The following is a 25,311-nucleotide window of genomic DNA, read 5'->3' on the forward strand; positions in this document are numbered from 1 at the left end:
CACCCCGGCAGTGAGGTGACTCTGCGCGGGGAAACCGCGCGCCGCCGCGAGCCCAGTGGCGGTCGGCGGTCGTACGGTCGAACCCGTCAACGAGGAGGACTTCATGCGCAGCGTGACCTATTCGATGAACATCTCACTGGACGGCTACATCGTCGGGCCGGACGGCAGCTTCGACTGGTCGGAGCCCGACGAGGACGTCTTTCGTTTCTGGATCGACGAGATTCGGAACGTCGGCGTCCACCTGCTGGGACGGCGGCTGTACGAGACGATGCTGTACTGGGAGACCGCCGACCAGGATCAATCGCTCGACGCCGCCGGGCTCGAGTGGGCCGGGCTCTGGAATCCGCTGCCCAAGGTCGTGTTCTCCACCACGCTCTCGGAGGTGCGGGGCAATGCCCGCCTGGTCTCCGGCGGCGTGGCGGAGGAGATCGAGCGGTTGCGGGCCGAGCCGGGAGAAGGCGAGATCGCGATCGGCGGCGCGACGCTCGCCGCCGAGGTCGCCGAGTTGGGTCTGATCGACGAGTACCGGGCCATCGTCTATCCGGTGCTGGTCGGCGGTGGCATTCCGTTCTTCCCCCAGCACGAGCGCCGGGTGGATCTCGAACTCGTCGAGACCCGTAGGTTCAATTCGAAATTCGTCTACCTCCGCCACCGCGTGGCGCGTTAACCGGCCGTCTGGCGCCGCACGTACAGGCGGTTGCCCTTCGGACCGGTCCACTCCAGGCGTACGACGCCGGCCACCGCGGCATCATCGGCGCGGGACGGGTCAGCCCAGTAGCCGTGGGCCGGGTTGCGGAAGAACGTCGCCCACAAGCCTCCGTCGCGGTCCTTGAAGAAGTTGTTGTGCCCGGCGCCCACACCCGCCGTCCACCGCTCCGAATACGGGCCCTCGAAACGGTCGGCGACAGCGACGACCGCGTCGTACTGGTACTGCGTCCGGCCGGTGCCCGGCGGGTCGTAGGCGTAGCGGGTACTGCCGTCGGCGTTGGCCGATGTACGGTCCCACGCGGCGTGCACCAGGTAGTACCTGCCGCCGTGCTTGAAGACGTAGGCGCCCTCGAGGTACGGCTCGGGCGTGTACGGCTTCTGCTGGAACGCCGGGAGGTTCGTCGTCGGGACGATGTCCTCCATGTCATCGCGGAACTTGGCGTAGACGTGATTGTGCAGCACAAGCCACGCGTCGTCGCCCTCCGTGTAGAGGCTGCCGTCGATGTGGTGGTACGCGCCGGGTTCGATGAACTCCGGCCCGTCGATGAAGGAATCGCCGAACGGCTTGTCGAGATTGCCCTCGACCAGGCGGTACGGCCCCGCGACCCCGCCCTCGCTCACCAGCAGGAACGAGCCGACCTTCTGGGAGTGGTCGCCCATGCAGGCGACGAGGTACCACTTGCCGCGGTAGTAGTGCAGTTCGGGCGCCCACACCTCGCCGCGCTTGCCGAACTCCTCGTCGTGCCAGTACTCCTGCCACGGAGCGACGACCGTGCGGCCGGGGCGGTTCTCCCCGACGAACTCGGGCGACCACACCTTTCCGCGCTCGGCGCCGGGCCGGATGCCGGTGGTGTCGGCCAGCCGCCACGGACCGTGCAAGGACCGTGCCGTCCAGACGAAGAGACCGTCGTTCCAGGGGGCAGCCGCCGTGAGGCCGGGCACGCGCGTGGTGCCGGTGGCGACGTAGAGCGGACGGCCGTCGACGACGAAGCAGTTGACGTAGGTGTCGCGCATCCAGACCCGGCCCATCTCCTTGTCGCGGGGCCGGAGTTCGAGGGGCAGGACGAAGGAGTTGTCCTTGCGCGGCCACAGATCCTTGCGGGCGTCCGCGATGCCGTACGGCCGGGGGTCGGGCCAGTTCGACGGGTACGGCCGCCGGGCAGCGGCCGTCGCGGTCTCGGCGGGCTGTGCGGCTTCGACGGGCTGTGCATGGGCCGAGCCGGTGGGCAGCGCCGCCGCGCCCACGGATCCGGCGATGCCTGCCAGCACGGACCGTCGGCCGAGGTGCGATTCGTTCGCGGGTCCGGTCATCAGTCGTATCTCCTTGGGCGTCATGGTGTCTGGGGCGTTTTCGTTGTCCTGGTCGTTCGTGCGGGGCGTTGGCGCTGTCATTGGTCCTGGGTGGTCGACGCCATTTCCGGGTCACCGGTCTCGAAGGCGGAAAGGGTCGTGTCGTAGTCCGTCTCGACGTCGTACATCGGCGTCATCCAGTGGTAGAAGTTGTCGCCGCGCTCGCGGAGCAGGTCGTACAGCTGCCGGGTCAGTGCCGTGCGTATGCCCCGCATTTCGGGGTGCTCATGGCGGTTGTGCAGCTCGTCGGGGTCGGCGTCGAGGTCGTACAACTCGTTGTGGGACTCCGGGTTGATCACGAGTTTGTGGCTTCGGGTGCGCAACATCCGCTGGGGGTACGGGAAGTGGTGGCCGTGGAACTCGGCGAGGTGGTGCTCGTCCCACTGCGGGTGTTCGCCCTGTACGAGGGGCAGCAGGCTGCGGCTGTCCACGGCCGGCTCGGTCTTGCTGCCCGCCAGGTCGAGAATGGTGGCGGTGCAGTCGGTGAGGGAGACGAACTCCTCGCGCACCTGGCCCCGCGGTGCACCGGGCACCTTCAGCAGCCCGGGGATGCGATAGATGTCCTCGTACATCGCAGGACCCTTGTCGTGCAGCCGGTGGGCGCCGGTGAACTCGCCGTGGTCGGCGGTGAAGAAGACCGCCGTCCGCTCGTCCAGGCCCAGTTCGCGCATGGCGTCGAGGATGCGGCCGGTCTGCTCGTCGATGAGCGTGACGTAGCCCCAGTACACGGCGATCAGCTTCCGCGACTCCTCCAGTGTCATGGTGTCGAAGGCCCAGAGCTTGCTGTAGTTGTGCTGGACGGTCGGTTTCGCCGCGAAGGTCTCGCTGATGGAGGCGGGTAGTTCGACCAGCTCGGGGTCGTACATGTCGTAGTACGCGTCCGGGAGGATGTACGGCAGGTGCGGGCCGAAGAAGTGGGTGGCCAGGAAGAACGGTGCCCCGTCTCCGTCATCCTCCTGCTCGGCGAAGCGGCGGAGCATCTCGATGGTGCGTGTGGCCAGGTAGTACTCGAAGGTGGCTTCGACGGGCTGGTGCAGGCGGGCGGCGAGGAGGTTTCCGGGACTGCCGTTGGGTGTGGTGCCGCGCACGGGGTCCGTGATGCGGTACGGGGGCAGGCCGTTCTCCGCCAGGTAGGCCAGGTAGTCGGGGTGGTCCACTGGGTTGTGCCAGCCGGCCAGATCGGGGCCCTCGAAGCCGTAGTCGGCGGCGGTGCGCCGCACGCCTCCGTGCCACTTGCCGACGAGCCCCAAGTTGTAGCCCTCCGAGTGCAGTTGCTCGGAGAAGGTGAACTGGCCGTCGGAGAGGTCCTCGAGATACCCCACGTTGCGCTCGTAGTTGGCCAGCAGCTTGTGCCGGAACGGAGCCGCCCCGGTGAGCAGGCTGGCGCGCGCCGGTGTGCAGATCGCGGTGGGGGTGTAGAAGCTGTCGAAGCGTGTGCCATCGGCCGCGAGCCGGTCGAGGTTCGGGGTGTGCGTATGCGGATTGCCGTACGCGCCCAGGGTGTCCACCCGGTGTTGGTCGGTCATCAGGAAGAGCATGTTGTGGCGCACGGAGGGCCTCTCGGGTCGGTCCGGGCTCGCACGTCGGCCGGGGCGGGCCGACGCATCGGACGTCGGTATGGCTGACACCTCGTCATGGCGGGTGTGGGGTGCGGGTCCGAAGTGCCGTGCGACGCATGCTCCGGCCCGGCGATCATTTAAGTCAAGAGTGCGGACATAAATCGCGCCGAGGTACCCAGCCGAGGCCCGTGACCACCGCTCCTCGGTGCCGACTGGGCCGCGGGGTGGCGTCCGGGCGCGCTACGCCCGTGCGAGCAGGCAGGTCGAACCGGTATCGAAGCAAGCCCCGTTGGGCGTATGGCGGTCAGATGAATAATTTGTTTCGAGTCATTGACGAAAATACTCGGCGCTCACATGCTGTCCTGCATGCACGAACACGACGGCCCGCTGACGCGGCTCCGACGCAGCCATGAGCAAGCAGTCCTCGAACTGCTCCGCAAGCACGGCCCGCTGAGCCGCGCCGAGTTGGGCGACCGCAGCGGTCTTTCCCGAACCACGCTCCACGACATCGTCGCCGGACTGGTGGGCAACGGCTCCGTCGTCGCCGGCACACCGCACGTCGAGGTACGCAAGCGCGGCCGGCCGGTGGAGAAGCTCAGCCTCAATCCGACAGCCGGCGAGGTGGTCGGCATCGACTTCGCACGCCGTGCCGTGCACGTCGCCGCCGTCAACTTCGCCCACGACGTGATCGGTTCGGCGAGCGAGGCGCATGCCGCGGACCTGTCCTGGCCCGAGCGGATCGACATCGCGGGCCGCCTTCTCGCCACGTCGGCCACCGAGTCGTCAGTGGGTCCGGCGGTGGGCGGCCGACCCGGCGCGTCGGGCGCCGTCCACCTCGACGCGCTCAGCGCGATCGGCGTCGGCGTGGTCGGACCGATCACCGATCCCGGCAGCGAGAACGCCCGCGCGCAGGGCATCGACGGACTGCCGGACCTGTTGCGCAAGCAGTTCGGTGTGCCGGTGCTCCTGGACAACAACACCCGGCTCGCGGCACTCGCCGAAGCGGTATGGGGCGCGGCGGCGGACAGCAGCGACGTGCTCTACCTGCGGCTGTCGCACGGCGTCGGCGGCGGCCTGGTCGTGGGCGGCGCGCTGCACCGCGGGCGCAACGGTCTGTCCGGCGAGTTCGGACACATCACCGTGGACCCGGCCGGCAGACCCTGCGAATGCGGCGGCACCGGCTGTCTGGAGACCCGTGCTTCTCTCGACGCGATCCTGCACCGCTACCGCGAAGCCGGTGGCCGGGCCGACGACCTCGCCGGGCTCCTCGACGCCGCAGCCGCCGGCGAGCCGTCCGCCCTGGACGTGCTGGAGCGCGTCGGCAACGACGTCGGCGGAGTCCTTGCCGCGGTCTGCCACGCCGTCGGGCCGGGCGTCATCGTCGTCGGCGGCGAACTGGCAGAGGCCGGCCCCGCCCTGCTCGAGCCGGTCGAGCGAGCCCTGCGGCAGCAACTGATGCCCCTGGCCCGCCCACACGTGGACGTACGGCGCGCGACGCTCGGCGACGCCGGCAGCGCGCTGGGCGGCATCGCCCTCGTACTCCACGAATCCCCCCTGCTCTCCCACTACCCGCAGCCCGTCTCCGAGGAGAACGCGTGAAGGCACCAGCGAGGACCCCATGGCTGTGATCACCCCTGTCGACAAGACCGCCGCCGACGGGCGGCAGCAGCAACCGCGCCGCTCCCGGCACCGGCCCCTGGTCCTCAACGCGCTCGCGGTGGTGGCAGGTGTCGCCGTGTGGGGGGTCGTGGCCGCCCTGGGCCTGGTCGAGAACCTGCCCACGCCGATGGCGGTGGCCCAGAAGGCCGGCACCATGATTTCCGACGGCACCCTGTCCTCCGACACGTTCGCCAGCCTGCGCCGGGTCTTCCTCGGCTACGCGCTCGGCGTGGCCGTGGCCATACCGGTCGGGTTCCTCATGGGCTGGTATCCCACCGTGCGCGCCTTGGTCGAGCCGTACATCCAGTTCTTCCGCACCATCCCGCCGCTGGCGCTCATTCCCCTGGCGGTCGTGCTGCTCGGGATCGGCGAGGTGCCGAAGATCGCCGTGATCTTCCTGGCCTCGTTCATGGCCTGCGTCCTCTCCTCGTTCCAGGGCGTCATCGACGTCGACAAGACACTGATCAACGCGGCCCGGGTGCTGGGCGCCAGTGACCGCACCATCTTCGCCAAGGTGGTCGTCCCCGCCTCCACCCCGTTCATCCTCGTCGGCATGCGCATCGGCCTCGGGGCGTCCTGGGCCACCGTGGTCGCCGCCGAACTCATCGGTGCACAGGAGGGGTTGGGCTACCGGATGCAGAAGGCATCCACCTGGTTCGAAATGGACACGATCTTCGTGTCCCTGATCACGATCGGCGTGCTCGGGCTCATCATGGACCGGCTCCTGCTGCTGGCCGAGCGACGCCTCACCGGCTGGCAGGAGCGACGATGAACAGCAAGATCACTTTTCGCGATGTGGTGAAGACCTTCCCGCTGAAGGGCGCGACCTTCACCGCGCTCGGCGGGGTCAGCCTGGACATCGCGGACCAGGAGTTCGTCACGGTCGTAGGCCCCTCAGGCTGCGGCAAGTCCACCCTGATGAGCATGGCCGCAGGGCTGCAGGAGCCCGACTCGGGCACCGTCCTGGTCGACGGAACGCCGGTCTCCGGACCCGGGCCCGACCGTGGGGTCATCTTCCAGCAGTACGCCCTGTTCCCCTGGCTGACCGTGCGGCAGAACGTGGAGTTCGGGCTCAAGCTCGCCTCCGTACCCGCCCCGGAGCGGCGTCGGCGCACGGATCAGGCCATCGGCCTCGTCGGCTTGAGCGACTTCGCCGACGCCCTGCCCAAGACGCTGTCCGGCGGAATGAAACAACGGTGCGCCATCGCCCGTGCGTACGCGGTCGATCCCCAAGTACTGCTGATGGATGAGCCGTTCGGTGCTCTCGACGCCCTGACCCGGGTGCAGCTGCAGGACCAGCTGCTCGAGACCTGGAGCCAGGAGAAGCGCACCGTGCTGTTCATCACCCACGACGTGGACGAGGCCGTCTACCTCGCGAGCCGGGTCGTCGTCATGGCCGCCAAGCCCGGCCGCATCCACCGCGTCATCGACGTGGATCTGCCCTATCCCCGCACCGAGGAGATCCGCCTCTCGCCCGAGTTCCGGCACATCCGCAACGAGGTGTGGACGTCCGTCTACCACCAGGAAGCCCCGCCCCAGGCCGCCTGAACCGCCGTCACCCGAGCCCTCCCCCGGGGCACTCCGCAGAACCGACCCGCGCATCACCCCGAGAGGACATCCCGCATGCCCAGAAGCACGATCAGGCACGCCTTCACGGCGCTGCCCGTCGCGTTCATGCTCTCGCTCTCCCTCAGCGCCTGCTCCAACAGCGCTTCCGAGGACAACAACACGGTCCGGTTCGGCTACATCGGTGACTACAACGGTGCCAGCCTGCTGGCGATCGCCGAGAAGCAGGGGCTGTGGAAGAAGGCGGGCCTGACCGCACACGTGAAGTCGTTCAACAACGGTCCGGTGCAGGTACAGGCGCTCAGCGCGGGCAACCTCGACTACGGCTACATCGGCCCCGGCGCGATGTGGCTGCCCGCCTCGGGCAAGGCCAAGGTCGTCGCCATCAACACCCTCACGTACGCCGACCGGGTCATCGGCCAGCCCGGCATGAAGTCCATGAAGGACCTCAAGGGCAAGCGCGTCGGCGTGCCCGAGGGCACCTCCGGCGACATGGTCCTCAACATCGCCCTGGCGAAGGCCGGGATGACCGTGCAGGACGTCGAGAAGGTCAACATGGACCCGTCCACCATCGTCTCCGCCTTCTCCTCCGGAAAGGTCGACGGTGCCGGCTTCTTCTACCCCGCCATCGACACCATCAAGAAGAAGGTCCCGGGCCTCGAGGAAATAGCCAGCACCAAGGACACCGGCGACGCCTTCCCCACCGCGTTCGTCGCAGGCACCAAGGTGCCCGAGGGGAAGAACCGCAAGGTGATCAAGGTGTTGCAGCAAGCCAACGACTGGCGCAAGCAGCACCCCGAAGAGACCGTCACGCTCACCGCCGAGATGCTCCAGGTCAGCGAGGCCCAGGCCAAGGCCGACGCCTCGCACGTCGAGACCCTCTCCACCAAGGACCTGGCCGCGAAGACCAAGAGCGGTGAGGTGGACAAGTGGCTGAAGACGCTGGGCGACTTCTTCGTCCGCAACAAGCAGCTGGACGACAACCCGGACCCCAAGGAGTACTACACGGGTGACCTCTACAGGCAGGCGTACAGCAAGTAGTACGCGACCTGGGCCAACTCCAGACAGGCATGCCTCCCTCACCCCCAGCCGCTGACCAACCCCGCAGGACACCTATGAGCAGCACCACCGGCACCGCAGGCCGTGGCACGCAACCGAGCACGAACAGTTGCTGTGCCCCCTCCGGCCGCCCGAAGCAGCAGGCACGCGATAGCCCCAACGCGCCCGAGGCATACATGCGTTACGCCACCGTCGCGCGCCGCTCTCCGGACTCCGAGTACGCCGACCGCGTTCCCCTCCCCGGCGGAACCTTCCGCATGGGCAACGAGGACGCGGAGGCGAACCCCGGTGACGGCGAAGGGCCCGTGCGCGGCGTATCGGTCTCACCCTTCGCCGTAGACGCCTACTCGGTCACCAACGCCCGCTTCGCGGCCTTCGTCGAGCAGACCGGCTACCGCACCGAAGCGGAGGAGTTCGGCTGGAGCTATGTGTTCGCGAAGTTCCTGCCGGGCCTCCTGCGCAAGGCGTCACCACGCCCGCCGGAAACCCCCTGGTGGTGCGGCGTCGAAGGCGCCGTCTGGAACAGACCGGAAGGTCCGGGCAGCCAACTGGACGGCCGCTGGGACCATCCCGTGATCCACGTGACGTGGCGAGACGCGACCGCCTTCTGCCGGTGGGCGGGAGGGCGCCTGCCCACCGAGCCTGAGTGGGAGTACGCCGCACGCGGGGGCCTGGATCAGGCCCGCTACCCCTGGGGCGACGAACTGACGCCGGGCGGGGAGCACCGCTGCAACATCTGGCAGGGCACTTTCCCCTTCCGCAACACCGAAGCCGACGGCTACGCCGGAACGGCTCCCGTGCACGCCTTCGCCCCCAACGGCTTCGGGCTCTACAACGTCGCAGGCAATGTCTGGGAGTGGTCCGCCGACCTCTGGCAGGACGATGACCCCAACCGTCGCGCCATGCGAGGCGGCTCCTACCTCTGTCATGACTCGTACTGCAACCGCTACCGCGTCGCCGCCCGCACCGCGAACACGATCGACAGCTCCGCAGGCAACCTCGGGTTTCGCGTGGCCTGGGACATCGGCTGACACCGAGCGCAATGTTCCCGTGCCCGGGACAAGAGGTGCTGGACAAGAGCCGCTGGACAAAAGCCGCTGTGCGCCAAACGCGGCAAAACGCCGGACCGATGCGGATCTGACGCTCCTTCAGGGAAGGGAAGAGAGACTAGAAAAGAGAAAAGAATGTTCGATGCCATCATCCTCATCGGCTTGGTCGTCGGTGCGTCGCTGCAGATCCAGGCCGTGTGGGACATGAGCCGTACCCCGTACGACGATGAGGACGCGCTCTCCGTGCACTCGCAGGCCATCGTCCTGGCGGTAGCGGGATCCCTGTGCGCGCTCGGCGCCCTGGTCGCCGCACTCATTGCCGCCATGACCACCTAACGGGCCGCCGCCCGACCAGAACGATGCTCAGGGCCAGCACCCATCAACGGCGGAGCTCGCCTGCCGGCCCCATGACGATGACCGGGCGGCGCTGTGGGTCCAGCAGGCGCAACAGCTCGCGCAGCTGCTCGCGAGGCAACGAGATGCAACCCTTCGTGGGGCCTCCGTGGTCCACGTGAACCCACACTCCCCCGCCTTTGCCCAGCCCCAGCGGCCGCACCTTGTCCAAGGGGGAGAAGCCTGACCGTCGGTTGTAGTCGATCGCCACGACGTAGTCGAAGGACCCGGCGAGGGACTCACCGTAGAACCCGGTGCCCGGCTCGTCGAACTCCTCATCCATGTCGTACGGAAGTTGGGTTCCCGGGTTGGGCAGGAGCCCACCCGCGTCACCGATCCGGAACACACCGATGGGAGTGCGGAGATCCCCGGCGCGGTGATCGCCGGTCCATCCGCGCATCGCATTGCGGGCTTGCCACGGACCCGCCGTGCGGTCCCAGCGAGCATGCCGCTCTCTCGTATAGAGCTCGGCAGTGGCCTCGTTCTCCTCTGGCTTCCCGGTGACCACGAGGACCTGCCGTGTCTCGGGCCCGATCTGGGCCTGCGTATACGGTCCAAGGCCGGGGACGCGGTGCGTCGCCCCGCCGTCCGCGCCAGGCCCTGGGAGGCCCCTGGCCGGTACACGCGATGCGGTGGCGGAGGGGTCCGTGGACGGGGAGGCCTGGGGGCTCGCGCACCCGACCAGCAGAAGGCAACAGGCCGAGACGAGCCTACGCAAGGATGGGCTTTGGACTGTGGAGCGCATGGTCTGTGTCCTCTTGGAGTCGCCGCGGGCTGCCCGCCCCGGATGGCAGACGGTTCAGGCGAAGTTCCCCGTCTGCTCTCACCTCTTCCCGGAACGAGCGGGACCCTCGCGCAACGCCACCAAGTTGCTGCGATCGGCCGTCACCTGTGGCGACGGCGGCGTCGACCGCAGGTTGGGGGGGCCGCTGGATGGACCAAGCGACCGATTTGATCGTCCAGTGGCCGGGTAGCAGGGCGACATGGTCACCGACAGCACCACTTCCCCCGGCGGATACGTGCAGCCCGTCATCGACGTGCCGGCTCTTGCCGCGTTGCTCGACGGCGAATACGCCGAGGTCCGCAGCCTGGTCCGCACCAATCTGACGACGTACGCGGGGGTACTCGACGAAGCGGAGCAGCTCGGCTTCGACGCGTTCCGCGAGCGCGTGCGTGAGCTCGTCGTCGAGATGGCGGCAACAGGACAGACCGGCATGGGATTCCCGAAGGAGTACGGCGGTGGCGACGACATCGGCGCGTCGATCGCCGCGTTCGAGACGCTCGCCTTCGGCGATCTGTCGGTGCTGGTGAAGGTCGGCGTGCAGTTCGGGCTCTTCGGTGGGGCCATCCTGCACCTGGGCACGGAACGCCACCACAAGGCCTACCTGCCGGATCTGATCACCGGGAAGCTGATGGGGTGCTTCGCGATGACCGAGACCGGACACGGCTCCAACGTCCAGGCGCTCGGTACCGTGGCCCGTTACGACGCCGACAGCCAGGAGTTCGTCATCACCACCGGCGAAGACCAGACGCGCAAGGACTACATCGGCAACGCGGCCCGACACGCGGAGCTTGCGGTCGTCTTCGCCCAGCTGGAGGTGCGCGGCGAGCACCAGGGGGTGCATGCCTTCGTCGTACCGATCCGCGTCGACGGTGAGGTGGCCCCCGGCGTCCGGATCGAGGACGACGGCCGCAAGATGGGCCTCAATGGCGTGGACAACGGCCGGATCTGGTTCGACGGCGTACGCGTGCCGCGCGACGCGCTGCTCAATCAGTTCGCCGACGTCACACCCGAAGGCGTCTACGAGAGTCCGATCGACAACCCGGGGCGCCGCTTCTTCACCATGCTCGGCACGCTGGTGCAGGGGCGGGTCAGCGTCGCAGGTGGTGCCATCAATGCCAGCAAGGTCGCCCTGGCGATCGCCGTCAAGTACGGGCTTCGCCGACGGCAGTTCGAGGCGGCTTCGGACACCGAGGAGCAGGTGCTCCTCGACTACGGCATGCACCAGCGCCGACTGCTCCCGCTCGTCGCGCGCACCTACGCGCTGCATTTCGCCCAGGACGTCATGCGCACGCAGCTGCACGAGGTCTTCTCGGGGATCAAGGGCGACGAGCACGCACGACGTGAGCTGGAGTCACGGGCCGCGGGCACCAAGGCGCTCGGCACCTGGCACGCCACGCGCACGATCCAGGAGTGCCGCGAGGCCTGCGGGGGCGCCGGCTACCTGGCCGTCAACCGCTTCGCCGCCCTGAAGGCCGACAGTGATGTCTTCACGACGTTCGAGGGCGACAACCACGTACTGCTTCAACTGGTGACGAAGGGTCTGCTGACCCACTACGCAGGCGAGTTCGAGAACATGGACCAGCTCGGCATGGTCCGGTACGTCACGAACCTCGCCGTGGAGACGGTCATCGAGAAGACGTCGGCCCACAAACTCCTTGAGCGGGTGCGCGACTTGCTGCCGGGCGGCGACGAGTGGGACCAGGAAGCAGGCCTCCTCGATTCGGAGTATCAGCTCGCCATGCTCCGCTTCCGCGAGGAGCACATGCTGGCCGGTGTGGCGCGCAGGCTCAAGCGTGGGATGGACCAGAAGGCCCATCCCGGCGTCGTCTTCTCACAGGTGCAGGACCACGTCATCGCGGTGGCCCACGCGCACGTCGAGCGGCTGGTGCTCGAGGCGTTCGTCGACAAGGTGCGCCAGCGGCCCGACGGTGACAACAAGGTCGCCCTGGGACTGCTGTGCGACCTGTTCGCGCTCTCCACGATCGAGGCGGACCGCGCCTGGTTCATGGAACACGGCCGACTGACGGTACAGCGCTCCAAGGCGATCCGCCGCGAGGTGAACGACCTGTGCCGCAAGCTCCGGCCGATCGCCGACGACGTCGTGGATGCGTGGAACATCCCGCCGGAGCTGCTGCGCTCGCCTGATCTGGTGGGGTGATCGACCGGCTTTCGGTTCGGGCGGCGGTCGGCACCATTCAGGTGGTCGGGCCCTGGGGCTGCAGGGGCTCGGCCCCGTCGCGTTTGTCGAGCGTTGCTTCTTTCTGCGTGGCCTCCGGCTTTTCGGACGGGCCGAAGACCAGCGGGGCGATCGCGGAGAGCAGCAAGGGGGCCGCGGCCAGGGCGAAGCAGGCGGGGAGCGGCAGGGCTTCGGCCAGGAAACCGGCCGCGGCTGCGCCTGCCGCGTTGCCCAGGTTGAAGGCGGTGTTGACCCAGGTGCCGACGCGGGTGCGGTTCTGGTCGGTGGCCTGCTCGTCGGCGAGCAGATAAGCGGTGGTCAGGGTGGGGGCGACCAACAGGCCCGTGACGGCGGTGGCGGTCATCATGGCGGGCAGGCTTGACGCGGTGCCTGCCAGGGCCAGCGGTACGGCGAGCGCCGCGGCCAGTACCGCGAGGCGGGTGCGGGCGTGGGTGCGCCAGTTGAGGCTTCCGTACAGGAGCCCGCCGACCACGCTGCCGACGGCGAGGGCGGCTTCGATCCAGGCGACGGAGGCGAGTTGGCCGTGCCGGCCGGCGAAGGCGACCACGAACAGGTTCAGTGAGCCGAGTGCCAGCCCCAGTGCGGCCGTCACCGCCAGCGGCCCTGCCGTCAACCCGTGCCGGCCGCCGGCGGCGGGCGTGGCCGGGGTCGGCATCGCGAGGGTTCCGCGTTGGGCGCGTACGGGCGACGTCCGGACGAAGGCCAGCGTGCCGATCAGGACCAAGGCCGCGCTGACGGCGATCCCCAGTGGTGGTGCCGCCACGATCACCAGGAGTCCGACGATCAACGGCCCTGTCACGTACAGCACTTCTTCGCAGACGGTGTCCAGGCTGTAGGCCCGCTGCAACATCCGCGCGTCGGGCAGCAGGTCACTCCAGACCGTGCGCATCACCGGGCCGAGCGGCGGGGCGCAGGCGCCCGCCGCGGCGGCGAGGGGCACCAGGAGCCAGGCGTCTGCCACGCTGCTCCAGGTGAGCGCGGCAAGCACGGCCAGCAGCAGCGCATAGGCGACGCCCATGGGCAGCAGCAGCCGGGCCGAGCCGTGCCGGTCGATGAGGCCGGACCGCAGCGGTGCCAGCAGGGAGTTGGTCAGGCCGAAGACGGCGACCGCGGCCCCGGCCACGACGTAGGACCCCGTACTCGACGTGATGGCGAGTGTCAGGGACAGGAACACGATGCCGTAGGACAGCCGTCCGACGAGCGACACCTGGAACGTGCGCCCGGCCGACGGTGTGCGCAACACGGCGCGGTACGAGGGCGGTTGAACGGGCGCAACCATTGGGGTACTCCTCAGTGATGTCGACAGCGGTACGCAGACAAGTCATGGCCCCGCCCTGCTCCGCAAGTCTGTGGCCCGGGGCTGGAAGGTTGCTCGGGCACCGCTCGAGCCAGCGGTTCGCGTCCTCGTGCGGGCAGCGCCGGTGCCTGACCATGTGCTCCATGAATGAGATGAACTGGATAGACCTCACCACCTTCAAGATTGTCGCCGAGGAGTTGTCCTTCACCCGGGCCGCGCAACGTCTGCTGGTGTCCGTGTCAGCCGTCTCACAGCGTGTGCGCCGCCTGGAGCGGTGTCTGGGGCAACGGCTCCTTGCCCGGACCACCACTCATGTGCAGCTGACGGAGGCCGGTGCGCTCGCGCTTCAGTCCATTTCGTCCATCGAGACGCAGTGGACGCAGACTCGAGCCCGGATCTCGGGCCTGGAGGAGCCGCTGCCTGCGCTCGTCCGGCCCTTGTGTACGGCTCTGTACCGTCTCACGCCGTGCGATCTGCCGGACCGGATGGCGACGATCGCGGCGCCGGGCGCGAGCGAGGTGCGCCACTACCGGTCGGTGGCGCTTGGGCTCGATCAACTGCGCCGCGGCGAGGTCGACTTCTTGTGGTGGCGCACCTGGCACCGGCCCCACACCGGGTTCGGCGAGGACCTGCGCGAGCTGCACAGCCACGAGGTGGTTGCGGAGGACGCCTGGGCCTATCTCAACTGTCGCCACCCGATGGCCGGCGGTCCCGGCCTGAGCTTGGGACAGCTCGCGGGCTTCGCCCTGGTCGCGCCGCCGGAGGAGAGCGCAGTGGCGGTGCCGCGCCAGCTGCGCGAAGCCAGCGGCCACGAGCAGGAGTTCGTCCATTACCCCGAGTCCCAGGAACTGGCCCACGAGCTGCTGCGTACGTCGACAGCCGTGACCCTGGGCGGGCCCAGTGAACCGCTTCCCTCCGGACTGCACCGCCTGCCGCTGTCCTCCGCGGTGCAGATCCGCTACATGCTCAGCTGGCGCGGTCACCCGGCGGTGGAACGGTTGGCTCCCGCGGTCCTTGACCTCTACCGGCGGTGGTACGTGGAGCGCACCGTCGAGCGCAACCCGCACCACCACCGGCGGATGTTGAGCGACCCGGAGACCTATCCGGGGCTGCCGGTCACCGACTACTACCCGAGCGAGCCGCGAGCGATGGCACAGGCAGCCGTTGGGTGAGACCCGATGGAGCGTGGGTCGCCAGGTACGGTGCCGCCCTGCGGGCCAGATCCGCGAGGAGCTCGGCCGACCGCTCCTGGTGGACGATGTGCCCGCCCTCCAGCCACACCGCTTCGGCCCTGCCCGTGGTGTGCCATGTCCAGGGTGTGGGCGCAAGGCCGTCCTCCGAGGCGTAGTACGAGACGACGGGGCAGGCCAGCACCGGTTGTTCGGGAGCCGTCCAGCGCGCGGCAAGCGTCAGGTCGGCGTGGAAGATGGGCACCGTGAGTTCGACGAGCTCGTCCAGGCACTCCGGGTCGGTGAGCCCCTGGTCCATCAGCAGGCCTCGGATGAACCGCCGGTCCTCGGTGTCGTCCGGCTCCTCCATGCCCGATGCGCCGCCGGGCCGCGGGGGTGCGCACGCGACCGTGGCCACCAGAGCCGGCGGGCGAGCGAGCCGTCCGCCAGCCTCCAGCGCCCACAGCGCGCCCAGGCTGTGCCCGAGCAGGACCACGGGGGCCGGGCCGAGGTTGCCGAGGGCGTCCACGACGGAGTCCAGCATGGCGTAGGGGTCTTCGGCCAGGGGTTCGTCGAAGCGGTGGCCCCGTCCGGGCAGGCACACCGAGCTCAACCGCCAAGAGGGCGGCAGATACGGGGGCAGGGTGCGCGCGGTGGTGGGCCCGTCGCCCGCTCCGGGCACCATGATCAGTTCGACCTCCGGGTCGGCCGGACCCGACAGCGGTACGAACCACGCCTCTTGACTTTTCATCAGCTCCTCCCCGCCGGCACAGGGACCGACTCGGGTACGTGTTGGTCGGCGGCGACCGGCGCGGTCCGAGTGGACAGCTCGGGCAGGTCGGGCAGGTCGGAAAGGCGCCGGGCGGCGTCCCGGGCAACCTCCCCCGCCAGATGCGTGAACGCGTCCGCGAGCAGGGCCGTTTCCTTCGCGGTGAAGACCGTGCTGTTGCAGTGGAACCAGCCGCGCAGCCCGTCCCCCTCACGGAACATGTCCAGTGACAGGTCGAAGCGCGGGGCGCTGGAGCTGAGGTCGACCGGCGCGCTCTGGAGTCCGTGCAGGGCGAAGCCTGCGTCGATCTCCTCCTCGAAGAGCTGGAAGGTCGCCTGGAGCAGCGGCTGCAGGCCCAGGTCCCGCTCCGGGTTGACCGCCTCCACGAGGAGTTCGAACGGCAGGTCCTGGTGGGCGAAGCCGCCGAGTACGACCTCCCGTACCCGGCCCACCAGGTCGGTGAAGTCCGGGTCGTCGCGCAGGTCCGCGCGCAGGGCCAGCATGTTGACGAAGAACCCGACCACGCCCTCCACCTCGGGGTGGGTGCGCCCGGCCACCGGCACGCCGACGAGCAGGTCGCGCTCGCCGCTGACGCGCGAGACGAGGACCTCGAACGCCGCGAGCAGGGTCATGAACAAGGTGGCGCCCGATGCCCGCGACAGGGCCCGCAGATCCTGCGTCACATCCGGTGACAGCGCGAACTCGACGGTGCGGGTGCCCGGTTCGGTGCTCTCGGGCCGCGGCGCGAGGGCGGGCAGATGGGTGGGGGCGCCGTCGATGTGCGCCTTCCAGTAGGCGAGGAGCTCCGCGAGGGCGGGCCCGGCCAGTTCGGTCTGCTGCCAGGCGGAGAAGTCGCGGTAGCGCACCGGCAGCGGTTGCGGGAGTCGTGCCCGGTCCAGCACGGCGGCCTCGTAGTGCTGCGCGAGTTCCTCCAGGAGCAGGGTCATGGACCAGCCGTCGCACACGATGTGGTGCATGGCCAGCGACAGCACGTGGTCCTGTGGCCCCAGGCGCAGCAGGCGGGCCCGGAACAACGGGCCCTTCTCCAGGTCGAAGGGGTCTTCCAGCATGCGGCGGCAGAAGTCGTGAACGGCCGCGTCCTGTTCGGACCCGGGTACGGCCGCTGATTCGACCTGTTCCAGCGTGCCGCTCCAGTGTGCGTCGACGATCTGTACCGGGCCACCGTCCGCGACGTCGAAGCGGGTGCGCAGCGATTCGTGCCGCTGCGCGAGTCCGGCGACGGCCGCTGCCAGGGCGGTGGGGTCGATCGTGCCGGTGAGCCGGAAGGACTCACCCATGTGGTACGCCGTCGAGTCGGGGTCCAGCTCGTGCATGAACCACAGCCGGGCCTGGGCGTACGACACGGGAGTGGCGGCACCGTGCGTGGTGCGCACCAGGGGTCGCCGCTCGGGCCGGGTGCCCCGCTCGACGGCGGCGGCGAACTCCGCCACCGTGGGCGCGTCGAAGAGTGTTCTGACCGATACCTCGGTGCCGAACAGCCGTCGTATGCGGGAGACGACCCGGCCGGCGCGCAGCGAGTGTCCGCCGATCCGGAAGAAGTCGTCGTCCCGCCCGACCCGGTCCAGGCCGAGGACCTCGGCCATCACCTGGGCGACCAGTTCCTCGGCGCCCGGCCGGGGTGCGGCGAACGCCGTGGCGGACACCTCGTCGGCCTTCGGCAGGCCCCGCACGTCGATCTTGCCGCTGGGCAGCAGGGGCAAGGTCGCCAGCGACACGAAGGCCGTGGGCACCATGGCGGCGGGCAGCCGGGCGGCGAGCGTGTCCCGCAGCTCGTCGAGCTGCCCGTCCCCTGCGGCCGGGGCGAGGTAGGCGGTCAGGGCGCCGTCGTGGTGGACGGCGACGGCCTGGCGCACCCAGGGCTGCGCCAGGACGGCGGCCTCGACCTCGGACAGCTCCACCCGGTGTCCGCGCACCTTGACCTGCCGGTCCAGGCGGCCGAGGAAGCGTACGGCACCATCATCGGTGTAGGAGCCGCGGTCGCCGGTGCGGTACATGCGAGCCCCGGGCCGGTCGGAGTAGGGGTCGGGGAGGAAGCGCGCCTCGGTCTCGGTGGGCAGATCCAGGTAGCCGCGGCCCACGTGCGCGCCGGACAGATACAGCTCGCCCGCGACGCCCGGCGGGAGCAGATGACCGGCCGCGTCCAGGATCCTCACCTGGGTATTGGCCACCGGGCGGCCGATCAGCGGTGTCTCACTGTTGGCCAGCGGCCAGGTGAGGGCGTCGATGGTGCATTCGGTGGGCCCGTAGAGGTTCCACGCGGTGACCTCGGGTGTCGCGCGCAGCCGCTGCCACAGCTGGGCCGGTATCGCGTCGCCGCCGAGCAGCAGCAGACCGGGGCGGTGGGCGGCGCTCTCTTCGAGCAGGCCCAGGTCGAGCAGGTGCGGAAGCTGTGCGGGCGGGACGTCGAGGACGTCGATGCTCGCGTCGCGCACGAAGTCGAGCAGTGCGTGCGGGTCGCGGCGGGTGTCCTCACCGGCCACGTGCAGTGCGTGCCCGGCGGCCAGCCACAGGAACTGGTCGATGGTGGCGTCGAACGCGAACGAGGCCGTCCAGGCGACGCGTCGGCGGGTGTCGGTGTGCCAGCCCGCGGTCCGGTGGGCGGCCAGCAGGTTGGCGAGCGCGCCGTGTTCGAGGGAGATCCCCTTCGGCGTGCCCGTGGTGCCGGAGGTGAAGAGCATCAGCGCCAGATCGTCCGGGCCGGGCCCGCCGGCGTCCGCCGCGGGAGCGGCCACCGCATCCGCGAGGTCGATCACCGCCAGTCCGGGCCCGCCCAGTGCGGCGGCCGCGGCATCGCCGAGCAGCGCCGACGCCCCGCTGGCAACCAGCACGGACCGCAGCCGCTCGGGCGGATCGTTCAACTCCAGGGGGACGGCCGCGGCCCCCGCCTGCCACACGCCCAACAGGGCGGCGACCATCAGCCGTGAGCGTTGACCGGCGACGGCCACGACTGGGCCGTGGGCGGCGACCGCGCCGGCCACGCCCCGCACGGCGCGGCCCAGTTCGGCGAAGGTCCAGGTGCCGTCGGCGTCGGTCACGGCCGCCTTGTCCGGAGTGGCGGCCACTTGGCGCCACAGCGCGTCAAGGACCGAGCTGTCGGTCACCGGCACCTCGGGTCCGGCGCCCAGGGCCAGGACGTCCGCGGCGTGGGCGGGCCCCACCAGCGGCAGCTGGGAGACGGGGCGCCCGGGATCGGCGACGACTTCGGTCGCCAGGGTCACGAAGCTCTCGACGAGCCACTGGGCCTCGGCGGGGCTGAGCAGGGCGCGGTCGTAGGTGAACAGGCCGCGCAGTTCGTCGCCGTGCCGGTGGAGGTCCATGGCCAGCGGCAGGTCGGGGTCCTCGCGTCCGGGGGGATTGACCGCGTGGACACCGCGGACGCCGCTGAGCTGGAGGGGGCTGCGCGCCGCGTCGTCCTCGAAGTACTGGAAGGCCGACTGGACCAGCGGCATTCCGGAGGTGCGCTCGGGGTTGGCGGCCTCCACCAGGCGTTCGAACGGCAGGTCCTGGTGGGCGAATCCGTCGAGGACCACCTCGCGCACCCGGCCCACCAGGCGGGTGAAGTCCGGGTCGTCACGCAGGTCCGCCCGCAGCGCGAGCATGTTGACGAAGAACCCGACGACGTCCTCCACCTCGGGGTGGGTGCGCCCGGACACGAGGGTGCCCACCAGCAGGTCGCGCTCGCCGCTGTAGCGCGAGATGAGGATCTCGAACACCGCGAGCAGCGTCATGAACATGGTGGCGCCGGAAGCGCGCGACAGGTCCCGCAGGGCCTGGGTCACCTCCGGTGACAGCGTGAACCGCACCTCGCCCTCGGCACGCGGGCCGGCGGCGGCCTCGTCCGGGGTGGCGAACTCCAGGAGGGTGGGGGCGCCTTCGATGTGCGCCGTCCAGTAGTCCAGGAGCTCCTGCAGTGCGGGGCCGGCCAGTTCGGCCTGCTGCCAGGCGGCGAAGTCGCGGTAGCGCACGCCGTCGGGCGCCGGGGCTACGCTGCGGCCGGGCAAGGCCGCCTCGTACAGGTCGTTGAGCTCTTCCAGGAGCAGCGTCATGGACCAGCCGTCGCAGACGATGTGGTGCATGGCCAGCGACAGCACATGGTCCTGCGGTCCAAGGCGCAGCAACCGGGCACGGAACAGCGGCCCTTGGGCGAGGTCGAAGGGGTCGGCGTGCATGCGGCGGCAGAAGTCGGCGATGGCCGCGGTGCTCTCCTCCTCGCCTCGGGTCTCCTCCCCTGGGGCGTCGATCAGTTCCAGGGCGCCGTTCCACTGCTCGTCGACGCTTTGTACGGGTACACCGTCGGCCACCGAGAAGCGGGTGCGCAGCGATTCGTGCCGCTGGGCGAGAGCGGCGACGGCAGTGGTGAGCGCCGTCGCGTCCAGCGGTCCGTCGATCCGGAACGACTCGCCCATGTGGTACGCCGTCGACTCCGTCTCGAGCTCCTGCAGGAACCACAGGCGGCGCTGGGCTGAGGAGACCGGAGCTGCCGGCCCGTGCGGCCCGCGCTGCAGGGGGCGTCGGCTGATGCTGCTCCCCCGCGCGACCTGCGCGGCGAACTCGGCCGCTGTGGGCGCGTCGAAGAGCAGCTTGACCGGCAGGTCGACGCCGAACAGTTCGCGCGCACGGGCGACCAGGCGCACGGCGGGCAGCGAGTGGCCTCCGGTCTTGAAGAAGTCGTCGTGCCGTCCAACCCGCTCGCGACCCAGGACCTCGGCCATCATCATGGCGACCAGTTGCTCGGCGCCCGGCCTCGGTTCCACGTAACCGGCCTTGGTCATCTGCCTCTCCGCTTCTCGTTGCCGGCCGGTGGTGCCGACCGTGTGCGTGCGCTGTGTCGTGTGGTGGGGTTACGCCGTCGCCGCGATGCGGTCGGCCAGCGCGCGTGCCGTGCCGCACTGGTAGATGTCGCGCACCGTCACCTTCAGCCCCTGTTCGCGCAGGCGCCGGACGCACATCGCGGCCTTGAGCGACCCGCCGCCCACGGCGAAGAACTTGTCGTCGGGGCCGCAGGCGCCCGCGGTCAGTTGTTGGGCGAAGGCCTCCAGGACGATGCTCAGCAGATCGCCTCCTCGCAGGGAGGTGACCTCGCGCGATGCGGTCTCCACGCCCGGCCGGGGCAGCGGCAGCTGCTCTTGGGACACCCCGGTTGGTGTCTGGGGCAGCTCGGTGACCAACACGACGTCAAGCGGTGCCACGGGCGTGCGCAGGTGTCGTTTGAGGTGCTCGCGCAGCCCGCCTCCGGCCGTCTTCACGGTGCGCGGCGGGTACGGCACGACAGGCCTGGTGGCACCGGCGTCGTGCGCGGCATCGATTCCGGCGAGGGTGAAGTGGCCCTGGTCCGTGGGGTCGGCCGCCGGGAAGGACACGTCGTACGCGCCGTCCGGGTCGCCCGATGCCCAGCTGATGCGGGCGGGGCGTGCCCATTCCTCGCCGAGCCGCCACACGCTCTCGGGGTCCATGCCAGTGGCCGGCCCGGCGGAGTGGCCTTCGGCCTGCCGCGGGCCGGCCGGTGCGCCGTCCCTGGCCCTCAGCGCCTCGGACAGACGGCGGTTGACGACGCCCCGGTAGGCGATCGGGCCGGGGTCCTGCTCAAGGCGGGCGCGCAGCTCTTCCAGCGTGAGTGCGTGGCCGGGGTTCGCCGCGGGTGCGGACTCTCCGGGGGGCGCGGGCTGCGGCGGACAGTCGATGTGCAGGAGGGCGTCGAAGCGGAAGAGAGTCATCTCGTTGGGGTGGATGCCGCGCCGGGGCGCGACCTCCGCGTGTGAGACGCGCGCCATCCGGGTGGGGGTGGCCGCCAACCAGGCCGGGTCCAGGCTCAGTTCACCGTCGGCGGCGAGCTCGGCCTCGTGTGCCTCGCCGGCCGCGGCCTGCGCGGCGCCCTGACCGGCGGGGCTGTGCCGTGCGACCTTCAGGGCGGTGAACGCCTCCGCGAGCCGGGCGTTGCGCAGGTCGCCCAGCAGGATGTGGCCGCCGGGCCGGACGACGTCCACGGCGCGGCGCACCACCTCCTCGAAGTAGTACAGGGAGGGGAAGTACTGGGCCACGGAGTTGATGATGACGGTGTCGTACATCTCGTCGACCAGTTGCGGGGACCGCAGCGCGTCGGCCTGGCACACCGTCACCCGTACCCCGGCGTCGGGGCCATCCGCGGTCAGCTCAGCGGCGCGCTGGTCGAGCAGTTCGACGGAGCGCGCGGAGAAGTCCGTGGCCACGTAGTGCTCGATGGGTGCGCCGGCCAGCAGCCGGCGCATGATGATCCCGGTCCCCGCGCCGATCTCCAGGACCCTGCGGGGCTGGAGTGCCAGGACGCGGCGGACCGACTCCTCCGCCCACTCGGCCATGCCCTCCGCGGGGATCGCATCGCCGGTGAAGCTGTCGACCCAGCCGGAGTTCTCGCCGTCGCCCCCCGGCTCATCGGCGCCCTCGTAGGTGTCGTCGAAGACGTTCTGCCAGGACTCCAGGACGTCACCAGCACCCCAGCCGGCCCGCCCGGTGTCCGCGGCCGGGTCGGGCACGACGTAGGCGACCAGGCGGGTCCCGTCGTCGGTGTGGCGGGGCAGCAGGGCCGCCTCGCGCACCCGGGCGTGAGCCGCCAGTGCCGTCTCGATCTCCTGCGCCGATGTCGCGGCGACGACGGTGTCGGTCATCGGTCTCCTCCGGTCTGCCGGGCGATCGCCGCCCGGTCGGTCTTGCCGCTGGGGCTGCGCGGCAGCGTCTGCAGCACGGTGATCGTCAACGGCACCGAGGCGGCGGGCAGCAGTTGCGCCAGCTCGCGCAGCAGCACGTCGGGGTCCGGCTCGGCTGCCCCGGGCGCCGCGGCGACGGCGGCGTGCAGGGTGCGGCCCCCTTCGGAGCGTTCGGGTGCCACGCAGACCGCCTCGCCGACGCCCGGCAGCTCGCGCAGGCAGGCCTCGACCTCCAGCAGGTTGACGCGGCAGCCCCGGATCTTGACCTCCTGGTCGAGGCGGCCGACGAAGCGCAGGGCGCCCTCCTCGACCCGGACCAGATCTCCGGTACGGAAGGCGCGGGTGTGGCCGTGCCGAGTGCGCTCGATGCTGATGTAGCGGGCGGCGCTCAGCTCCGGCTGGTTGATGTACTCGCTCGACATCGGCAGCCCTGCGACCAGGAGTTCGCCGGTGTCACGCGGTACGTCACCCGGCGACCCGTCTTCGCTCAGGGGGGCGATGAGTAGTTCGCAGCCGGGCAGGGGCCGGCCGATGGGCGGGTGCACCGGCCAGTCGGCGGCGGGGCCCCGCAGGGTGTGCACGGTGACCATCGCCGATTCGCTCTGCCCGTAGTGGTTGTTCAGGACACAGTCCTCGAGCCGCGTGAACAGCTCGCGCACCGGTCCTGAGCACACGAGCTGTTCGCCCGCGGTGTTGATCTCGGCGAGCGCCAGGTCGTCCAGGCTCGCTTCGGTGCTCGCGGCGACGGCCAGCATGTTCAGGGCCAGGCAGGGCAGGAACAGCCGCTCGATCTGCTCCCGGCGCAGCCAGCTGAGGAGTTCGAAGGGGTCGGACCGCAGCCGCTCGGGAACGGTCACCAGCGTGCCGCCGCCGGCGAGGGTGCCAAGCACCTCCTGGAACCACACGTCGAAGTTCATCGGCGCGAACTGCGCCGTGCGCAGGTCACTGCGCCGGGAGTGGCTGTGCTGCCACTCGGCCATGTTGTCCACGCAACTGTGGGGCAGGGCAACGCCCTTGGGCCAGCCGGTGGACCCGGAAGTGTAGATCACGTACACCGGGCGGTCCGGCACACACGCGACGGGCGCCGGTCCGACGGGCCCGGCGTCCCGCTCGCCGTGCACCGGCGGCGGAATCCGCAGGGCAGGGCAGTCGGCGGCGACGGCGGGCAGGTCTCCGCTGTGCAGCAGCACGGTGGGACGGCTGTCGGCCAGCATGTGGGCAAGGCGCCGCTCGGGATAGGAGGCGTCCAACGGCAAGCAGGCGGCGCCGAGCCAGATCGCGGCCAGCGTCGCGGCGACCACATCGGTGCCGCGCGGACCGGTGACGGCGACCCGGTCCCCGGCGCGGACACCCTGCTCGTGCAGCAGTCCCGCGATCTGCGCGCACCAGGCAAGCAGCCCGTCGTAGCTGACCTCGCGCACCTCGTCGGCGACGGCGATCCGCTCGCCGTGCCGGGCGGACGAGCTGATCAACGACTCCAGGAAACAGGGGGGTTGGGCTTCGCCACCCCACAAAGAAGGCAGGGAGGTACTCATGCGCCCACCGCCGCGTGGAGCGAGGGGGACACGTGACCGTGCTCTCCACAGACATCAGGAATGGGCATGTCGAACCTTTCTGCGTTACGTCCTGGGGGGATGGGTGATCTTCGTTCCGTCCGCGTACGACGCGGCTGACGTCCGCAGGCGGGTGGCGGGCTAGGCCTCCTCGGCGAACAGGCCCCGGTGCAACGGGCTGGCCCGGAAGGGGCCATTGGCGTACGGGGAGTGCCCCGACAGCGGCACGCGGGCTCCGTCGGCCCGCACCAGGGCGCCGGTGAAGGTGTACTCGGGGTGGAGGCCGTCGGCCGCCGGGCATACGGCACAGTCCAGTTCGAGGACGTCGCCGGGTGCTGCCGCGATCGGCTCGGGCACGTCGAAGGGCACGTACACCGGAAGCCAGTTGGTGACCGTCTCCAGGCTGTCCAGGACCGGGCCGTCCGGGGTGCAGCGCATGGTCAGCCACAGCAGCAGCCCGTCGACCGGACCGGGCGAGGTGATCTCGAGCCGGGCGGCCGGGAATCGCGCGATGCCCTCCTCCAGGCGCAGGTCCTCCACCAGGCAGGCGGTGCTACGCAGCGCCGAACGGTCCACGTTGCCCAGGCACATCCGCAGGTCGAAGGGGCCGCCCGCGCTGGTGAGGACCTCCCCGACGTAGTCGGCGAAGTCCACGTCCACCGCGAACTCCCCCTCAAGGAGATCCTGGGCGCAGACGGCGGCGGCCCGGGTGCCGACGACGGCGGGGATCACCGCGGCGCCCGGGGTCAGCAGCCGCTCGCGTACGTCGTCCAGGACGGCGGCGATGCCCTCGGCGCCGCCGATGCTGCCCACCAGTTCGGCGACGCAGACCTCGGCGCGTTCGGGCACCTCGACCGTGGTGGCCTCGCCGGACAGGACCTCGATGTCGTACTGGGGCCGCTTCCTGGCCAGTTCCGTGGCGCGCACGGCGCTGTCGGGGATGCTCTCGATTGCGCGCACGGTGCGGGCGCCGCTCTCGGCGGCGTACAGGGACCACAGCAGGTCGGGGCCGCAGCCGACCTCCAGGACGCGGGCGTGCGGGGCGCGTGCCGCGATCGCCTCCCGGAAGATCTTGTTGCGGGGCTCGTCCTCGAGCATCACGTGGTAGAGGAAGTCGTCGTACAGGGGGTATTCGCCGACCGACGGCCACAGATAGGGCCGCCCGTCCAGCGCCGCGTCCCGCTTCACCCGCAGGCGCAGCCGCCGGCTGCCGACGGTGATGGTCTGCCAGGAACAACTGCCGTTCTCCTGAGCGCCGTTGCTCCGCGCGGGGGCCGTCACGCGTCGTCTCCGCCGCATGAGTACGGATGCCGCGGGGCGGACGTCCCATCCTGTTTATCGCGCTCGACCACGACCGGGAATTCACTCATGCCGCCATGGTCACGGCGGCCCGAGCCGCAGTGAATACACGAAATTCTTCACGCGCGCAGTGGGTATGAAGCTCAGCTCCACAACCCGGTTCGACCAGCACTCTTTACGCACACGAAAAGGCATTCCC

General features: G+C 70.2%; 18 protein-coding genes. 9 read left to right on the forward strand and 9 right to left on the reverse strand.

Going from position 1 to position 25,311, the window contains the following annotated elements; translation table 11 throughout:
* Positions 1-103: 103 nt before the first annotated feature.
* Positions 104-667, forward strand: a complete 564-nt coding sequence (locus AC5P1C_RS34010) for a dihydrofolate reductase family protein (RefSeq protein WP_493869826.1) — start codon at positions 104-106, stop codon at positions 665-667.
* Here the strand turns inward: AC5P1C_RS34010 and AC5P1C_RS34015 are convergent.
* Together AC5P1C_RS34015 and AC5P1C_RS34020 are read right to left on the reverse strand one after the other, a co-directional pair.
* Entirely contained in the window at positions 664-2,019 is a 1,356-nt protein-coding gene (locus AC5P1C_RS34015; RefSeq protein WP_493869827.1) for a family 43 glycosylhydrolase, read from the reverse strand. The genes AC5P1C_RS34010 and AC5P1C_RS34015 overlap by 4 nt on opposite strands.
* A gap of 77 nt (positions 2,020-2,096) precedes the next feature.
* Positions 2,097-3,596, reverse strand: coding sequence for a sulfatase family protein (locus tag AC5P1C_RS34020; RefSeq protein WP_493869850.1), 1,500 nt, complete (start codon positions 3,594-3,596; stop codon positions 2,097-2,099).
* Between the two features lie 375 nt (positions 3,597-3,971).
* Here AC5P1C_RS34020 and AC5P1C_RS34025 point away from each other — a divergent pair, with 375 nt between their 5' ends.
* The 6 genes from AC5P1C_RS34025 to AC5P1C_RS34050 all read left to right on the forward strand — a co-directional run bounded on the left by AC5P1C_RS34025 (position 3,972) and on the right by AC5P1C_RS34050 (position 9,286).
* On the forward strand, positions 3,972-5,216 hold the full coding sequence (locus AC5P1C_RS34025) for an ROK family protein (protein ID WP_493869828.1): 1,245 nt from the start codon (positions 3,972-3,974) through the stop codon (positions 5,214-5,216).
* Positions 5,217-5,235: 19 nt separating this feature from the next.
* A complete protein-coding gene (locus AC5P1C_RS34030; RefSeq protein ID WP_493869829.1) occupies positions 5,236-6,048 on the forward strand; it encodes an ABC transporter permease in 813 nt (270 codons plus the stop codon).
* Positions 6,045-6,824 carry an ABC transporter ATP-binding protein gene (locus AC5P1C_RS34035; RefSeq protein ID WP_493869830.1) on the forward strand — a complete coding sequence of 260 codons (780 nt, stop codon included), beginning with the start codon at positions 6,045-6,047 and terminating at the stop codon, positions 6,822-6,824. The genes AC5P1C_RS34030 and AC5P1C_RS34035 overlap by 4 nt, the downstream gene beginning before the upstream one ends.
* 75 nt (positions 6,825-6,899) lie before the next feature.
* A complete protein-coding gene (locus tag AC5P1C_RS34040) occupies positions 6,900-7,883 on the forward strand; it encodes an aliphatic sulfonate ABC transporter substrate-binding protein (protein WP_493869831.1) in 984 nt (327 codons plus the stop codon).
* A 74-nt stretch (positions 7,884-7,957) separates the two neighbouring features.
* On the forward strand, positions 7,958-8,932 hold the full coding sequence (locus tag AC5P1C_RS34045) for a formylglycine-generating enzyme family protein (RefSeq protein WP_493869832.1): 975 nt from the start codon (positions 7,958-7,960) through the stop codon (positions 8,930-8,932).
* Between the two features lie 153 nt (positions 8,933-9,085).
* The gene (locus tag AC5P1C_RS34050; protein ID WP_493869833.1) at positions 9,086-9,286 is read left to right on the forward strand and encodes a hypothetical protein; all 201 of its coding nucleotides are present in this window, start codon (positions 9,086-9,088) and stop codon (positions 9,284-9,286) included.
* A gap of 43 nt (positions 9,287-9,329) precedes the next feature.
* On the opposite strand, the gene AC5P1C_RS34055 is transcribed toward AC5P1C_RS34050, so the two are convergent.
* Complete coding sequence (locus AC5P1C_RS34055) at positions 9,330-9,743, reverse strand: L,D-transpeptidase family protein (protein ID WP_493869834.1); 414 nt, start codon at positions 9,741-9,743, stop codon at positions 9,330-9,332.
* Between the two features lie 583 nt (positions 9,744-10,326).
* On the opposite strand from AC5P1C_RS34055, the gene AC5P1C_RS34060 reads away from it, so the two are divergent.
* Positions 10,327-12,285 (forward strand): acyl-CoA dehydrogenase family protein, encoded by a 1,959-nt coding sequence (locus tag AC5P1C_RS34060; RefSeq protein ID WP_493869835.1) that lies wholly within the window; start codon positions 10,327-10,329, stop codon positions 12,283-12,285.
* Positions 12,286-12,322: 37 nt separating this feature from the next.
* Here AC5P1C_RS34060 and AC5P1C_RS34065 read toward each other — a convergent pair whose 3' ends face one another.
* A complete protein-coding gene (locus tag AC5P1C_RS34065) occupies positions 12,323-13,603 on the reverse strand; it encodes an MFS transporter (protein ID WP_493869836.1) in 1,281 nt (426 codons plus the stop codon).
* 161 nt (positions 13,604-13,764) lie between these two features.
* On the opposite strand from AC5P1C_RS34065, the gene AC5P1C_RS34070 reads away from it, so the two are divergent.
* Complete coding sequence (locus AC5P1C_RS34070; protein WP_493869837.1) at positions 13,765-14,793, forward strand: LysR family transcriptional regulator; 1,029 nt, start codon at positions 13,765-13,767, stop codon at positions 14,791-14,793.
* Here AC5P1C_RS34070 and AC5P1C_RS34075 read toward each other — a convergent pair.
* The 5 genes from AC5P1C_RS34075 to AC5P1C_RS34095 form a co-directional block, all read right to left on the reverse strand.
* Complete coding sequence (locus AC5P1C_RS34075; RefSeq protein WP_493869838.1) at positions 14,738-15,541, reverse strand: thioesterase II family protein; 804 nt, start codon at positions 15,539-15,541, stop codon at positions 14,738-14,740. The genes AC5P1C_RS34070 and AC5P1C_RS34075 overlap by 56 nt on opposite strands.
* Positions 15,541-20,352: an amino acid adenylation domain-containing protein gene (locus tag AC5P1C_RS34080; protein ID WP_493869839.1), complete on the reverse strand. Its 4,812-nt coding sequence runs from the start codon at positions 20,350-20,352 to the stop codon at positions 15,541-15,543. Before AC5P1C_RS34080 ends, AC5P1C_RS34075 begins: the two co-directional genes overlap by 1 nt.
* A gap of 69 nt (positions 20,353-20,421) precedes the next feature.
* Positions 20,422-22,221 carry a class I SAM-dependent methyltransferase gene (locus AC5P1C_RS34085; protein ID WP_493869840.1) on the reverse strand — a complete coding sequence of 600 codons (1,800 nt, stop codon included), beginning with the start codon at positions 22,219-22,221 and terminating at the stop codon, positions 20,422-20,424.
* A complete protein-coding gene (locus AC5P1C_RS34090; RefSeq protein ID WP_493869841.1) occupies positions 22,218-23,732 on the reverse strand; it encodes an AMP-binding protein in 1,515 nt (504 codons plus the stop codon). Before AC5P1C_RS34090 ends, AC5P1C_RS34085 begins: the two co-directional genes overlap by 4 nt.
* A 222-nt stretch (positions 23,733-23,954) precedes the next feature.
* Positions 23,955-25,094 carry an SAM-dependent methyltransferase gene (locus AC5P1C_RS34095; protein ID WP_493869842.1) on the reverse strand — a complete coding sequence of 380 codons (1,140 nt, stop codon included), beginning with the start codon at positions 25,092-25,094 and terminating at the stop codon, positions 23,955-23,957.
* Positions 25,095-25,311 lie beyond the last annotated feature (217 nt).

The organism is Streptomyces sp. A18 (assembly GCF_059026065.1).